This window comes from Botrimarina sp. (genome assembly GCF_040219535.1).
Lineage (GTDB): Bacteria > Planctomycetota > Planctomycetia > Pirellulales > Lacipirellulaceae > Botrimarina.
Genome location: NZ_JAVJSH010000006.1, coordinates 214576 through 228232 on the forward strand (window position 1 = coordinate 214576; position 13657 = coordinate 228232).

16 protein-coding genes are annotated in these 13657 nt (G+C 70.1%); 6 read left to right on the top strand and 10 right to left on the bottom strand.

The window, feature by feature from the left end; genetic code table 11:
• Window positions 1–67 precede the first annotated feature (67 nt).
• Window positions 68–562, top strand: a complete 495-nt coding sequence (gene coaD / locus RIC11_RS02725) for a pantetheine-phosphate adenylyltransferase (protein WP_350208297.1) — start codon at window positions 68–70, stop codon at window positions 560–562.
• A 16-nt stretch (window positions 563–578) separates the two neighbouring features.
• Here the strand turns inward: coaD and RIC11_RS02730 are convergent, their stop codons facing one another.
• The 5 genes from RIC11_RS02730 to cobA all read right to left on the bottom strand — a co-directional run bounded on the left by RIC11_RS02730 (window position 579) and on the right by cobA (window position 5207).
• On the bottom strand, window positions 579–1190 hold the full coding sequence (locus RIC11_RS02730) for a Uma2 family endonuclease (RefSeq protein ID WP_350208298.1): 612 nt from the start codon (window positions 1188–1190) through the stop codon (window positions 579–581).
• Between the two features lie 43 nt (window positions 1191–1233).
• A complete protein-coding gene (locus tag RIC11_RS02735) occupies window positions 1234–2040 on the bottom strand; it encodes an alpha/beta hydrolase (protein ID WP_350208299.1) in 807 nt (268 codons plus the stop codon).
• A 49-nt stretch (window positions 2041–2089) separates the two neighbouring features.
• Window positions 2090–3157, bottom strand: coding sequence for a S1 family peptidase (locus tag RIC11_RS02740; RefSeq protein ID WP_350208300.1), 1068 nt, complete (start codon window positions 3155–3157; stop codon window positions 2090–2092).
• Entirely contained in the window at window positions 3154–3354 is a 201-nt protein-coding gene (locus RIC11_RS02745) for a hypothetical protein (RefSeq protein WP_350208301.1), read from the bottom strand. The genes RIC11_RS02740 and RIC11_RS02745 overlap by 4 nt, the downstream gene beginning before the upstream one ends.
• Window positions 3355–3671: 317 nt before the next feature.
• Complete coding sequence (cobA, locus tag RIC11_RS02750) at window positions 3672–5207, bottom strand: uroporphyrinogen-III C-methyltransferase (protein WP_350208302.1); 1536 nt, start codon at window positions 5205–5207, stop codon at window positions 3672–3674.
• A 219-nt stretch (window positions 5208–5426) separates the two neighbouring features.
• Here cobA and RIC11_RS02755 point away from each other — a divergent pair, with 219 nt between their 5' ends.
• On the top strand, window positions 5427–6911 hold the full coding sequence (locus RIC11_RS02755; protein ID WP_350208303.1) for a tetratricopeptide repeat protein: 1485 nt from the start codon (window positions 5427–5429) through the stop codon (window positions 6909–6911).
• Window positions 6912–6993: 82 nt separating this feature from the next.
• Window positions 6994–7263, top strand: a complete 270-nt coding sequence (gene rpsT, locus RIC11_RS02760) for a 30S ribosomal protein S20 (protein ID WP_350208304.1) — start codon at window positions 6994–6996, stop codon at window positions 7261–7263.
• Between the two features lie 28 nt (window positions 7264–7291).
• On the opposite strand, the gene RIC11_RS02765 is transcribed toward rpsT, so the two are convergent.
• The 5 genes from RIC11_RS02765 to RIC11_RS02785 all read right to left on the bottom strand — a co-directional run bounded on the left by RIC11_RS02765 (window position 7292) and on the right by RIC11_RS02785 (window position 10532).
• Entirely contained in the window at window positions 7292–7591 is a 300-nt protein-coding gene (locus RIC11_RS02765) for a type II toxin-antitoxin system VapC family toxin (RefSeq protein WP_350208305.1), read from the bottom strand.
• 174 nt (window positions 7592–7765) lie between these two features.
• Window positions 7766–8035 carry a ribbon-helix-helix domain-containing protein gene (locus RIC11_RS02770; protein ID WP_350208306.1) on the bottom strand — a complete coding sequence of 90 codons (270 nt, stop codon included), beginning with the start codon at window positions 8033–8035 and terminating at the stop codon, window positions 7766–7768.
• 70 nt (window positions 8036–8105) lie between these two features.
• A complete protein-coding gene (locus RIC11_RS02775; RefSeq protein WP_350208307.1) occupies window positions 8106–8990 on the bottom strand; it encodes a dihydroorotate dehydrogenase electron transfer subunit in 885 nt (294 codons plus the stop codon).
• Between the two features lie 90 nt (window positions 8991–9080).
• Window positions 9081–10115, bottom strand: a complete 1035-nt coding sequence (locus RIC11_RS02780; protein ID WP_350208308.1) for a pseudouridine synthase — start codon at window positions 10113–10115, stop codon at window positions 9081–9083.
• Window positions 10116–10226: 111 nt separating this feature from the next.
• Window positions 10227–10532, bottom strand: coding sequence for a hypothetical protein (locus RIC11_RS02785; protein WP_350208309.1), 306 nt, complete (start codon window positions 10530–10532; stop codon window positions 10227–10229).
• Between the two features lie 135 nt (window positions 10533–10667).
• On the opposite strand from RIC11_RS02785, the gene RIC11_RS02790 reads away from it, so the two are divergent.
• The 3 genes from RIC11_RS02790 (at window position 10668) to RIC11_RS02800 (ending at window position 13579) form a co-directional block, all read left to right on the top strand.
• Complete coding sequence (locus RIC11_RS02790; RefSeq protein ID WP_350208310.1) at window positions 10668–11648, top strand: hypothetical protein; 981 nt, start codon at window positions 10668–10670, stop codon at window positions 11646–11648.
• Complete coding sequence (locus RIC11_RS02795; protein ID WP_350208311.1) at window positions 11645–12538, top strand: alpha/beta hydrolase; 894 nt, start codon at window positions 11645–11647, stop codon at window positions 12536–12538. Before RIC11_RS02790 ends, RIC11_RS02795 begins: the two co-directional genes overlap by 4 nt.
• Window positions 12539–12784: 246 nt before the next feature.
• Window positions 12785–13579 (top strand): alpha/beta hydrolase, encoded by a 795-nt coding sequence (locus tag RIC11_RS02800; protein ID WP_350208312.1) that lies wholly within the window; start codon window positions 12785–12787, stop codon window positions 13577–13579.
• The last annotated feature ends 78 nt before the right edge of the window (window positions 13580–13657 follow it).

Consider the following 13657-nt stretch of genomic DNA (forward strand, 5'->3'; position numbering starts at 1 on the left):
CCGAGGGCTCACGCTCTTGGGCCGGGTTCCCTGTCGCCTGATTCCGCAATCCCCAATCCGCACTCGCATGTCTCGCCGCGCGGTTTACACCGGGTCGTTTGACCCGATAACGCTGGGTCACCTGAACGTGATGCAGCGGGCAAAGCTGGTGGCCGACGAGCTGATCGTCGGCCTGGGAGTGAACGCCCACAAGACGCCGCTCTTTTCGGTCGATGAGCGCGCCGAGCTCGTCGAGCGGGCCGTGCGGGCGGCCGGCATGCAGCACGTTTCGGTGCGGACTTTCGAGGGGCTCGCGGTCCGCTTTGTACGCGACTGCGGCGCACGGCTCATCGTCCGGGGCGTGCGGAGCGTGACCGACATGGAGGCCGAGTTCACGATGATCCTCGCGAACCGCAAGCTCGATCCGGAGATCGAGACGGTCTTCTTCATGGCCGGCGACGAGTTCAGCCACGTGAGCAGCTCGCTCATCAAACAAATCACGCCGCTCGCGAGCGACGAGGAGCTCGCCCGCTTCGTGCCCAAAGAGATCATCCCCGACCTGCGAGCGAAGCTGGCTGGCTAAGGCCACCGCTACCGCGTTAACCGGCGGATGGGTCGGCCGGCTTCTCCGAGAAGGTGACCCGCCGGTAGACCGCTTCGAGAGCCAGCTCGGCCTCGATCTCCGGCAGCGGCACGACCGCGCCGGCGCCCTGGTAGAGCTGCGCCTCGAACGAGTCGACCCCGGCGCCTTCGCTGCGCCGGCGGTAGACCGCGACGGCGGGCCGCTCGGTCTCGACAAGCAAGTAGGCCGCCAGCGACGGGATCGTCAGGTAGGCGTCGCGTTTCTCGGTCTCGTCGGTCCGGCGAGTGGTTTCGGAGAGGACCTCGACGATCACCACGGGCCGGTCTTGGAAAACGGCGTCGTCGCTATTCGGCTCGCACACGACCATCGCGTCGGGGTAGTAAAACCGCGTGGCGCCGATGGTCCGTATCCGCACCTTGGTGTCGGAGTTGAAGGCCTCGCAGGGTTTGCCGGTAAGCTGACTTCCCAACGTGATCAGCACGTTTCCGGCTACACGATTGTGCAGGTTATTCGCGCCAGCCATCGCGTGAACGTAACCGCCGATATATTCGTGCCGAGTCTCGGCGGCGAGCTCCATCGGAAGGTATTCGTCAACGGTCAGCAGCGGCAATTGCTCAGCGGCGGTCATCTTCGCATCTCCCCCGGGAATCGCATGGTCGCTTGCCGCTATCCTACCGCGCCGCGAGCCACGCGAGCACTGCGTCGAGCACCTCGTCGCGGTTGTCTTCGAAGTGCAGCTCGTGCAGCTTGCCTGGCCACGAGCGGAAGTCACAGATCGGACCGGCGGCGCGAGCGAAGCGGGCGCTGGCCGAATGGCTCGTGATCGCGTCGGCGTCGCCGTGCAGGAGCAGCGTCGGCGTGGCCAGCTCGCTCGCGTGCTCGACCGCCCAGCGACCGGCGCGGATTGCTTCGACGGCCAGGCGTGCGGTGATCTGGTAATGGGTGAGCGGGTCGGCGTCGTAGTCGATGTCGACCTGAGGGTCGTGCGAACGCAGGCCCGGCGCGATGCCCGGGTCGAGCGGCGCGGTCGGCCAGAGCCGCGACAGCGCCTTCGCCACGGGGACCTTCCAAGCCGGCGGCGGCTCGGTCGTCTGTAGGAAAGGGCTCGACGCGACGACCCCCGCCAGCGGCCTCCGCCCGCGCAGGGCGTGATTCAGCACCAAGGCGCCGCCAAGGCTATGGCCGTACAGAAACCGCCGCTCGACACGCGTTTCGTCGGCAGCCCGGTCGATCATCCGATCCAGGTCGTCCAGCAGCGTCGCGTACCGGTCGGCGTGGCCGCGGGGGCCGGGGGAGCGGCCGTGGCCGCGCGCGTCGTAGCCGAACACGGCGTACCCGGCGTCGGTAAGCCGCTCCGCGACCCATTCGTAACGACCCGAGTGCTCCGCCAGGCCGTGGACCAGCACAACGAGCCCTCCCGCGGGCCCCGGCGGCGCCCAGCGACGCACGTAGAGTTCGTCGGGCGCAGCGTCTGCCATGCTTGGGTGTGGCTGGGTCGGTCGGGCGGCTTGCCAGGCGGCGTCGCGCTTAGGCTACCGCCCGCAACGCGTGGGCGGCCAGGGCGGCCAGACCGATCACGGCGAGGAGCCCCTGCGCGTCGCTCCGCCAATCGACGGCGTTGATTGCGTCCTGGTCGGCAGAAATCACCTCCGACACTTCGGGGGCGAACGGCTCGGCCGCAGTGGCGGTTGCGGGCCGCCAGCCGCTGGCGTGGCGCCGCGCGATCGGCTCGGCGGGCGCCGCCGCCGGCGAAGCGTTCGACCGGGCCACGGCGAGCTTCGGCGCGCCGCTACGGTCCGAGAGGGCCGGCCCCGGCCACTCGGTCCCCCGGCGGGCTTCGAGCTGGGGCGCCCGGTCATCCAGAGCCGGGGGCGTCAGCCCTCGGGGCGTGCCGGTGTCGCGCTCCGCGACCAAGAACGGATCCACCACCGCCGCGGGGGTGCGTGTCGACTCCGCCACGAGCGTAGGCCGACCGGGGCCGATGTCCGGCGCGAGGCTGGCCAGGAAGCGTTGCACGCGGCCGCCGAACGAGCCGAGCGTCGTGCCGCGGGCCGCGCCAAAGAGCACGCCCGCCAGCTCGCCGCGTTCGTTGAAAATGGGCCCGCCGGAGTCCCCTTGCCGGGCCTCGACGTTCAGCTCCACCAGCTCTTGGGGCTGACCAATTTCCGGGGCGTAGTAATCGGTGCAGCGGCCGGTGACCGAGCGGTAGTCGCCTTGGCCGTAGCCACAGATCGTCAGCGTGTCGCCCGGCTGAGGCGGCTGCTGGGCGAGCGGCGCCGGCTCGGCCGGCGGTCGCCAGACGACCAGCGCTGCGAGGTCCCAGGTTTCGTCGAGCTTGAGCGGGCGCGCTTGGCTGGTGAAGCCGCTGGGGAAACGGACCTCGATGGGGCCCGTCGCGTCGCGCACCACGTGCCAGTTGGTGACCACCAGGCCGAACTGGTCGCGGGCATCGACCAGGGTGCCGCTGCCGAACGCCTGGCCGCCGTGCTCCGCGACGGCGATCCGGCACACGGCCGGGTGCGGCGACGCCCCCAGCGCAGCGGCGCCCCCTAACGCGAGCCAAGCGAGCAGGGCCGACGTGGTGCGAGCGTTCACGCCTCGACTCCGAAGGGTTCGATCCGTGATGGCTGAGGCGCCATGCTCAGGTGACGCTGCGACTCGCGGCGGCGCTGCGTGTCTAGCAGGTATCGCAAAAGCCGCTCGCGGACCTGCCGGTAGGGGTCGTTGCGGCGGCTCAACAGGCGCTCGGCGAGGCCCGCCTGGCCGAGGCGCGCGGGTGGGGTCGGAGGCATCGCGACGGCTCCTTCGTTTGGGCAAACGGGATCGGCCGCCCAGAGGTCCTCCTTGCGCCTCGTGGGGTGGGTCTAACTGTCGAAGCGGGGCGGCGGGCCGGGTGTTACCGGGACCGCGCGCAAATCCCCGCTTCCCCACCGATCGGCCGGGTGTCCGGCGCGTATTGAAGAACTCGCACCCCGGCCACAACCTTCCCGCAGCAGCGCCAAGCGTCGCGGCCCGGCAACCTTGCCGAATAGGAGATGAGAGCTCCTGGGGGCGGCTTTAGTCTCGCGCCCCTCTTCCCGCCGCCCGCTTCCCGCCGCCCGATCCCTCCTCAGCGGTCCCCCGTGCCCGACTCCGCCGCCAGCAGAGCGTCGACGACGCCGTCGGCCGTGTACTCCGTGGCGACGGCCTCCGCCTGGTTTCCCTCCGCGGCGAGGGCTCCGGCCGTGAGCGGGCTGATCGCCGCCCAACGCGGCTTGGCCGGCGCGGCGGCGATCGAATCGCCGAAGAGCCGCACGCTGCTGTGCGCTATCGCCGAGCTGGTCGCGGTGATCCAGTCGACCCGCCCCGCCGCGATCTCCTCAAGCACGGCCGGGTCCGCCGTGGCGACATCGCGGCTCTCGTACGCGACGACCTGGCTTACCTCGGCGCCGGCCTCCGCTAGCGATTCGGCCAAGACTTCCCGCCCCCGGCTGGCGCGGATGAGCAGCACGCGCTTCCCTCTCGCACCGTGGCGGAGCTCGGCGGCGAGCGCTTCGGCGCGATACTCGGCGGGAGTGAGGTCGCTAGTGAGCCGCCACTCGGCGAGCGCCTCGGCGGTGGCCGGCCCGATCGCCGCTACCCGAGCGGCGCCGAACGCGCGCGCATCGCTCCCGAGTTGGCTCATCCGCGTTAGCAATGCGTCGACGCCGTTTCGGCTGCTGAACACGACCCAGTCGTACCGCGGCAGCTCCCGGATCGCCGCATCAAGCGGCGTCAGGTCGCCGGGCTGGGCGATCTCGATCGCCGGCTGCAGCAGCACCCGCGCGCCCAGGTCCGCGAGCCGCTGGGCCATCGCGTCGTTCTGCTGCGCCGGCCGCGTGACGACCACGGTCTGGCCGAACAACGGACGCGCGGTGAACCAGTCGGCCGCGTTCGCCCCAGCCACCTCGCCGACGACGACCACCAGCGGCGGACGGATCCGCCCCGGCGCGAGGACCTCGGCTAGCTCGCCCAACGTCGTGTGGATCGTCTGCTGGTCTGGCAGCGAGCACCGACGCACGATCGTCGCCCTCGTGTCGGCCGGCTTGCCCGCGTCGATCAAGCGGCGGCTCCAGTCGGGCGCGGTGGTCACGCCCATGTAGACGACCAGCGTGCCCGGGAAACCGGCCAGGCGGTCGAAGTCGGCCGTGCCCGACTCCTGGCCATCGGCCCGCTGATGCCCGGTAACGAGCGCCACGCACGAGGCGTGGTCCCGGTCGGTGATGGCGAGGCCCGCGTACGCACCGGCCGCTGTGGCCGTAGTTACCCCCGGCACGATGGCGAAGGGAACGCCCGCGTCGCGGCAAGCAGCGATCTCTTCCGCCAGCCGACCAAAAACGCTCGGGTCGCCCCCCTTCAGCCGAACGACGATCCGGCCGGCCAATGCTTCGGCGACCATCCGCTCGTTGATCTGTTGCTGCGACCAAACCTTGCCGCGCCCGTGGCGGCCGAGGCAGACCCTTTCCGCGTGAGGTGGTGCGTGCCGCAGCAGCGCGTCGTTGGCGAGGTAGTCGTACAGCACGACGTCCGCTTGACCCATCCGCCGCGCGCCCTCGAGCGTCAGCAACCCCGGATCGCCGGGGCCGGCGCCGACGAGGAAGACGCGCCCTTTCGCCGTGGGGGGCATGGAGTTGGTGGAGGGACGGGGGAAGCGGGAAGCGGGCGGAGGCGGCCGGAAGAATCGGTCTGACCTGAATTATTGTCTGAACCGGCGGCGAACACGAAGAGGCGGGCCGAGCGGCCGGTGGTATCAAGAGGCGAATTGGTCCACTCCGGGTGGCCGAGGTAGACTGACACGGCGGCCCTCGTCACCCCAAGCGACGCTACGGAAGCGAGCGAGAACGCGATGAGCGCGACCTCTGGTCCCACCGAAACGACGCCACCCGCCGCGGGACCCCCCGCGCCGCCGGGCAAGGCCGGCCCCGCCGCGACGGGGCGGGTGCAGCAGCTGTTCGACCGGGCGAAGAAGTGCCTGGAGCGGGCTGACTACGCGTACGCCCACGACCTGTTGGCCCAGTGCGTCGCGGAGGCGCCCGGCGGGCTGGTCTACGTGCAGCACTTCCGCGCGAACCTCGCGCAGATGCACCCCGAAGCGGCCGCGGCTAGAGGGGGGCTCGGTGGTCTGCGGTCGTTCGCGGGAGGGCGATCGGCGGTCGCCAAGCTCGCGGCCAAGGGCGACTGGACCGAGGCCTTCTCCGCCGGTTGCGACGCGCTGCGCAAGTCGCCGCGAGACACCGCCGTGCTGGCCGACATGGCCGCCGCTTGCCGCGAGTTGGGTCACACCGAGTGTCAGCTCTACTACCTGCGATGGGCGCTCGACCTAGCGCCGCAGGATCCCGAGATCAATCGCCGCGCGGCGGCTGCGCTCGAGGCGATCGGCCAATACGACCAGGCCATCGGCTGCTGGACCCGTGTGCAGCAGGCCCGTCCGAGCGACGAAGAGCCGGCCAAGGCGATCGCTCGTTTGTCGGTCGAGAAGACGATCAACCACGGCGGATACAACCCTGAGTTGCTCAAAGGGGCGGCCGACGTCGAGTTGCCGTCGACCAAAAGGATTGCCGACGCGGCGGCCCCCGGCCAGAAGCCACCGGCGCCCCCCTCCCCTGCCCCGCCGGCGAGCGACGAGCAGCTCCGCGCGGCCGTCGAGGCGGCGCCCGACGACCCGGCGCCGCACCTAGCGCTGGCCGAGCGGTACGTGGCCGTGGGCCGGCTCCAAGACGCAGAGCTGCTGTTGAAGCGGGCCTACAAAGTCTCCGGGCACGACGTCGCGGTGCTCGAGCGGCTCGAAGACGTGCACCTGGCGCGCCTGCGCGACCGCGCGATCCTCGCCCAGCGCCGGGCCGAAGCCCAGCCGAGCGAATCGGCCAGCGCCACCGCGGCGGAGCGGACCCGCGAGGCCAACGACGCGGAGGTGGGCGTGTGGGCGGCTCGGCTGCAGCGGTCGCCGGACGACACGCGGGCCGCGCTCGAATACGGCCTGCGGCTCAAACGGGTCGGCCGCCACCGCGACGCGGTCGCCCCGCTGCAGGCGGCCCGGGCTCTGCCTAAACGGCGGGCGGAGGTGGAGCTCCACCTGGGTGAGTGCTTCCAGCACATCGAGCAGCACCCGTTGGCGATGCGCAGCTACGAAGCGGCGATCGCCGCTTGCAGCGCAGCCGATTGGTCCGACTTGCGGAAGCTGGCGTTCTACCGGGCCGGAGTGCTGGCGATGGGGCTGGGCAAGCTCGACGTGGCGGAGCGGTACCTGACCGACCTGGGCTCAGCCGATTTCGGCTACCGGGATGTGTCCGAGCGGCTAGACAAGCTGGCCCACATCCGCAAAGATGCGTAGCTCGGCGGCCTCGGAGGGCCGCCCGTGGGGAGTCGCCCTCCCCCGCCGGTCCCCGCAAATTCTCGATGTTTCCCGCCGCGAAATGCCTAACTCAGCCAGCGCCAGAAAGAGCCTGAAGCAAAATCAGGAGCGCCGCGCCCGCAACCGCGCCCAACGGTCGGCGCTCCGCACGCAGATCAAGAAGGTGCGAGCCGCGGTCGGCGCCGGCGACATCGAGACCAGCGAGAAGGAGTTCCGGCTGGCGGCGAAGCGGCTCGACCAAGCGGCCGCGAAGAACCTGATCCACGCCAACGCCGCGGCCCGCACAAAGAGCCGGCTCTCGAAGGCGCTAAAGGCCGCCAAGGCGGGCTGAGGCTGAGCACGTCGTCACGCGGTTGAGCCTAGTCTTGCCCGTCCGATCCGAGGTCGGCACTGCCGGCGACGACGGACTCAGGCGTGACGACGACGAGCTGCGAGTAGCGATCAAAATCGCGGGGATTGAACGTGACGATGGTCCGCACGCCGTGGGTCTGCATGGCGGCGACAAGACGAGCATCGTGAGCCGCTTTACCGCTCACGGAGTTCTGCGTCACCAACTCAAGCCACTCCTCGGCAAGCCGGCCGACGTCCGTCAGAAGTACGCAGTGCCGCAGCGTGCGATCGACCTCTTCGCGCGGCCTCCGGGCGTAGCCCGAATCCATTTACCGATGCGGGGCGTGTCGCGACGCCCCAAAATTCGTAGAGGATTTGAGGGAACACGCACAATTGGTGGCCGCCGATGGCGAGCCGCCTAAGGCAGTCTCCGGTCAGCAAATCGACGTCGCCGGAAGATGGGTTGATCAGCCTCGTGAGCAGGTTAGTGTCGATGAGCACCTTCATTCGCCGCGGCCGTCGTAAATCGCTTCGCGGCTGTCGTCCATCGCTGCGTGGCCGCCATAGGTGCGCCGGCGCGTCCACTCGTTGAGGGCTTGAATCGCTTCTTCCCGCTCCGGCGAGTCTTGGCCTTCGGCGGGCGTGACGACTTCGGTCCGTTCGCCGAGCAGGCGGAGCGCTGCCGAGACAGCGTCCTCGGCTGAGCTGTACCGCCCGCTGGCGACGACTTGGCTCAAGAACCGCTGGGCGTCGGGTGGCAGATTGAGCGTCATACACGTCCTCGATGGCTGGGTGCAGCCAAGTATACCCTTGCGCTGGAGCGCCGCGGCCGACTGACTCGCGCTACCACGCGATCTGCGACGCGTCGAACACCGGCCCTTCGACGCACGTGCGCTTGTAGTCCCAGCCGCCGTCTGGCTGCTTCACCCGGGCCACGCAGCTGAAGCACACGCCCAAGCCGCAGGCCATCGGAGTCTCGAGCGACGCGTCGCAACGTACGCCGGCGGCCGCGCAGATCTCCGCGGCGGCCTGCATCATTGGCTCGGGGCCGCACACCAGCACGCGGCGGGAACCGCTCGCGGTTTCCTCCAGCGCTTGCCGGAGCACTTCGGTCACGAGGCCTTGATGGCCGACCGAGCCGTCGTCGCTGGCGACGCGCAGGTCGACGCCCGCGGCGCCGAAGTCGGCCTCGCCGGCGAGCAGGTCAGCGGTGCGAACGCCGTAGCAGAAGGTGACCTCCTCGGCGGAGAGTGGAGATCGGGCAGGCGACTCGCCGTAGCTCGCCGCGCCGAGCGCCTCGCGGGCGACGGCCAGGAACGGCGTGTAGCCGATGCCGCCGGCGACCGCGATCAAGCGATCCAACCGCTCGCCATCCCCTTTGAAGCCATTGCCGAGCGGGCCCCAAACCTCGACGCGGTCTCCCGGCTGCCGCGTCGCGAGCGCGGTCGTGAACTTGCCGTGCGCCAGATAGACCACGTCGACCCAGCCGGCGGCCGGGTCGCAATCGTAGAGCGCCAACGCTCGGCCCAGCAGCGGGTCGTCCAGCCCCGCTAGGCGGACCATCACGAACTGCCCCGGCGTGACCCGCCGCGCGATGCCGGGCGCTCCGAACCGTAGCCGGTAGGTGCTCCGCGCCAGGCGGACGTTCTCCAGGATCGATGCGCAGACGAACTCAGCGTCGTCGGCATAATGCTTGGCGTGCAGCGGCGTTTGGTCTAACGCGTCCATCATCTTGCTTGCCCGTGAAACGGCGCGATGGCTGGCCCCGACTCTATCCGCGTCGTTCGCGGGCCTTCCTGGCGAAGCCGACAGCCCCTTTCACTCGTCCCCGATGACCCGTCGCCCGGGCGGCTTCTTCTTGGCGGGGGCGCGCTTCGGCGGCCGTTTTTCGGCGGCTCGTTTGGGCTTCTTCGCCTTGGCCGGCTGGCCGCTGCTCGCTTCGCGGAGGGCGTTGACCTCGTCGCGGGTGAGGGGCCGGTAGGCGCCGGGGGGCATCTCGCCGAGTTTGACCGGGCCGACCGCGACCCGCTGCAGCTTCTGCACCTTGTGGCCGACCCTGGCGAGCACGCGGCGGATCTCGCGGTTGCGGCCTTCGTCGAGCGTGACCTCGAGCATCGTCGAGCCCTTGCGTTTCGACTTCACCCGCACGTTGGAGAACGCGACGCGCCCCTCGTCCAGGTACACGCCGCGGCGGACCTCGGCGAGGGCCTCGGGCGTCGGGGAGCCGGCGACCTGCACCAAGTAGCGCTTCTCGACACCGTGCCGCGGGTGTGTGAGCCGGTTGGCGAGCTCGCCGTCGTTGGTCACGAGGATCAGCCCCTCGCTCGCCATGTCGAGCCGGCCCACGTTAAACACGCGGCCCACGTCGGGCGGCAACAGGTCGGTCACCCGCTCGCGTCCCGACGGGTCGCGCGCCGTGCAGACGACGCCCGTCGGTTTGTTGACGGCGAAGTAAACCCGTTTCGGCCGCCGCAGCTCCTCGCCGTCGACGTGGATCGTCTGGCGGAGCGGATCGACGCGCACGCCTAGCTCGCTGGCGACCTGCCCATCGACCTGCACGCGCCCCTCGGCGATCAATGCTTCGCACTCCCGCCGGCTCGCCACGCCCGCCGCGGCGAGGACCTTCTGGAGGCGCTCCCCGTCGGGGGCGTCGCCCTGCGTTTCGTTCGGTGGGGGCGAGGACCGCTTGAACTTGGGCTTCTGCTTTCCGGCCGTGGGCTTGTGCTTGCCCTGCGTCTTCCCGCTTGGCGGGCCGATCTTCTTGCCTTTCGGACCGCCGGCGCGTGTCGTGCGTTTCTTGCCGACGCCGGCGCCGCGGGGGCCGGTCGGCCGGTTGCCGGCGCGTTTGGGCATGGGGTGCCGCCAGGAGCGGGGGCTCGTTGAAGCGATCGGGTGTTACGCCAACCAGCTTACCTGCCTGCCGCCCATCAACCCAGCCACCGAAGTCCTATCGGCCGACGCGTCTCAGTAGCGCGGCGGTCCGACGACCGGCGGGGCCGACGGCGCCGGCGGCGTGACCGACGGCGGCGGGTTCAGCAACCGGCCCCGCACCACTTGCGGCACCGGCGCCTGGTACTCGCGCGGCCGCCCTCCGACGATCTCCGGTCCGACATCGGGCAGCGGGTACGGGTCGGTGTAGATCGCTTCGTACCGCTGGGTGGCCGTGTTGCCGGGGTCGCACCAGCGCGGGGTTCGCATGTACGGGCTGCAGCCGACGAGCATCGCGGCGGTCGCGAACAGCAACAGGGGCGGTCGGCGGCGAGAGAGCATCCGCGCAGCGTAACGCCGGCCCGCCCACGCGGCGATGCCGGTTTTAGCTGGCTGTTTGGAACGACCCTCACCGGCTGGTAAACTCACCGGTCTGTTCTGGAAGCCCGACGGCTCTCGTCCCGAGTGAGGTTGGCGATGCGGCTGGTACATTCGCAGGCGGCGCCCCCGGTCGCCCTGCTCACCCTCGCAATGCTAGCGGCAAGCGTCGCTTCGGCCGCCGAGCGGACCTGGACCAACGACCAAGGTCAGACGCTCGAGGCCGAACTGATCAACGTCCGCGGCGACACGGCCTTCCTCCGCTCCGGAGGCAAGCGGATCCCCGCGCCGCTAGAGCGGCTCAGCGAGGCCGACCGCCAGTGGATCGCTCGCTACCAAGAGCTCACCGGCGAGCGAGCGTGGGGCGTGGCCGCGGAGGCCATCACCGCGGAATTCCGGTCGGTCGAGGCCGACGGCGTCAAGCTCCGCACTTCGAGCGAGACGCTCGTCTTGCCGTTCGCCAAACTCACGCAGGACGACTGGCGCCGCTTGGCGGAGCGTTACAAGCACCTGGGCGAAACGCCGCCCGAGAACTTCGCAGCAGAGCGGGCCGCCGCCAAGCCGATCGAGCCGCCCGCCGACGCCGTCGAGCGGCAATGGACCGACGCCCGCGGCCGCGCCATCACCGCCGCCTACGAGGGCGTCGAGGGGAAGTCGGCCGTGTTGTGGGTGAAGAGCAAGCGGTTCGAGTATCCGCTCGAGCGGCTCAGCGAAGCGGACCGCAAGTGGATCGCCAGGCGAAACGTCCAGCAATTGATGGACGACCTGCGGGGAGGGGCGTCCGTCCTCGGCTCGCTCGCTATGGCGGGGCCGGCCGGCGCGGCTGGGCCGGGGTTTCCGGGGCAGGTCGCTCCAGGACAGGTAGCTCCGGGACAGGCCGCCCAACAGCCCCCCGGATATCAGGGGGCCCCCGAGTATCAGGGGGAATTCGGCGGCGGCTACCCCGAGGGCGAGTATGGCCAGCCTGGCCCCGATAGCGAAACCGGGTACGGTAGCCAGGGCGTGCCGCCCGAAGCCTTGCAGGGACGGCCCTTGATCGGCCGCCCGCCCCGGGGCGGGCAGCGCGGTCAGGGACGATGAGCGGCCCGCCTAGGCCGTCGCGCGGCCGCCGCGGGTGGCGCGTCGTTCGGGCGGTGTTGATTGCTTACCTGGTGGTTCTGTTGGGCATGACGTTCCTCGAGCGGCGCCTGGTCTACCCCGCGCCGCAGCTGGCCTGGGGGAATTGGTCTCCCACGGGCGACGACTACGAGGACGTCTGGATCGACGTCGAGCCGGTCGGCCGCAGCAAGAACGCGTCGCGTGTGCACGGCTGGCTGTTCGACCGCGAAAACGCGGACTTCGCGATCCTGTACTGCCACGGGAACGGCGAAGACGTGTCGAACCAGCCGCTGCTGGCGCGGCGGCTACGCGACGAGCTCAACGCCGTCGTGCTGGCCTTCGACTACCGGGGCTACGGCAAGAGCGAGGGCCTGCCGCACGAGTCGGGCGTGGTCGCCGATGGCTTGGCCGCCGCCGGGTGGCTCGCGGCGCGTGCGGGTTGCCGACCCGACGAGCTGGTGCTCGTCGGTCGCTCCCTGGGGGGTGGGGTCGCCACGGCGATCGCCGCCGAGCAGGGCGCCGCGGCGCTGGTGTTGCAGAGCACCTTCTCGCGTCTTATCGACGCCGCCGCGCACCACTACCCGTGGCTGCCTGTGCGATGGGTGATGCGCAATCGTTTTGATTCGCTAGCGCGGTTGAAACGATATCAGGGACCGGTGCTCGTGAGCCACGGGACAGAGGACAACGTGGTGCCGATCGAACAGGGCCGCCGTCTCTTCGAAGCAGCGGTTGGCCGCAAATCGTTTGTGGAGCTGGCCGGCCTTGGCCATGTTGACCCTCAGCCCACCTGGTATTACGGCCGACTAAAAGCGTTTTTGGCCGGATCCGACGCCGCGGTCCCTCCAAGCGAGGGGGTCGCTACGGCAAATTGACTGCTTGGCGTCCAGTCGTCGGCCTGCTTCACTCACCTTTGCCAAAGTGCGCAGAATGCCGGATCGCCGCTATATTCTCGGATTTTAGGTCGCGCAGCTAGCTGCGGCACACAATCTGCCGCCGATACCCCAGAACGCTGCTATCCGTGAGTGCGTACCGGCAACTCTGAGGCTCGGACGCCCGGCCCACAATGCCCGAGGGGCTCACCTTGTCGGGAGGAGCGAGATCGGAGAAACGTCGCCGCCATGATTAGCACCCTTGAACGCTCGCTCGTTTATCCTGCGCCGCCGGTCAGCCGCGGCAATTGGGACTCGCGTTGGATCGAAAAAGAAGACGTCTGGTTCCAGTCGCGCGGCGCGGGACTCGAAACGGCGTCGCTTAATGGCTGGTTCGCCCCGCTACGTGGCGCAAAGCGTGTCGTGCTCTATGCGCACGGGCAGAGCGAGCACGTGCCGAACCTCGTCAGCGTGATCGCCAGGCTGCAAGAATCGGTTCAGGCGTCGGTGCTGGTTTACGACTACCGCGGCTACGGCAAGAGCGAGGGCCGCCCTACCGAGGCCGGGTGTATCGCCGATGGGTTGGCCGCTCAGCAGTGGCTCGCCGAGCGGACCGGCGTGTTGCCCGAGGACATCGTGCTCATCGGCCGCTCTCTCGGGGGGGCCGTGAGCGTCGCGGTCGCGGCCGAACGGGGCGCCAAGGCGCTGGTGCTCGAGAACACGTTCAGCCGCCTGACGGACATCGCCGCGTACCGCTTCCCGTGGGCGCCGGTCCGCAACTTTATGAGCGAGCGGTACGACTCGGTCGAGCGGATCCGCCGCTACCACGGCCCGCTGTTGCAGATGCACGGCACCCGCGACCGCGTGGTTCCCGCCAAGTTCGCCCGCCAGCTGTTCGCCGCTTGCCCCAGCCAGCAGAAGCGGTTCTTCGTTTGCCGCGGCGGCAAGCACTACGAGCCCGCGCCGCTAGAGTTCTACTCGGCGCTGGGCCAATTCCTGGCGGAAATCGAGGGTGGGCGGAAGCCGCTCCCCGCGGCGCGCTGACGCGGCCCCGCCGCGGGCGCCAGGCCGCGGGCCCAGAGTGCGGTCTCTCGCTGAAGCCCGAATCCTAGAGCCGGCCCT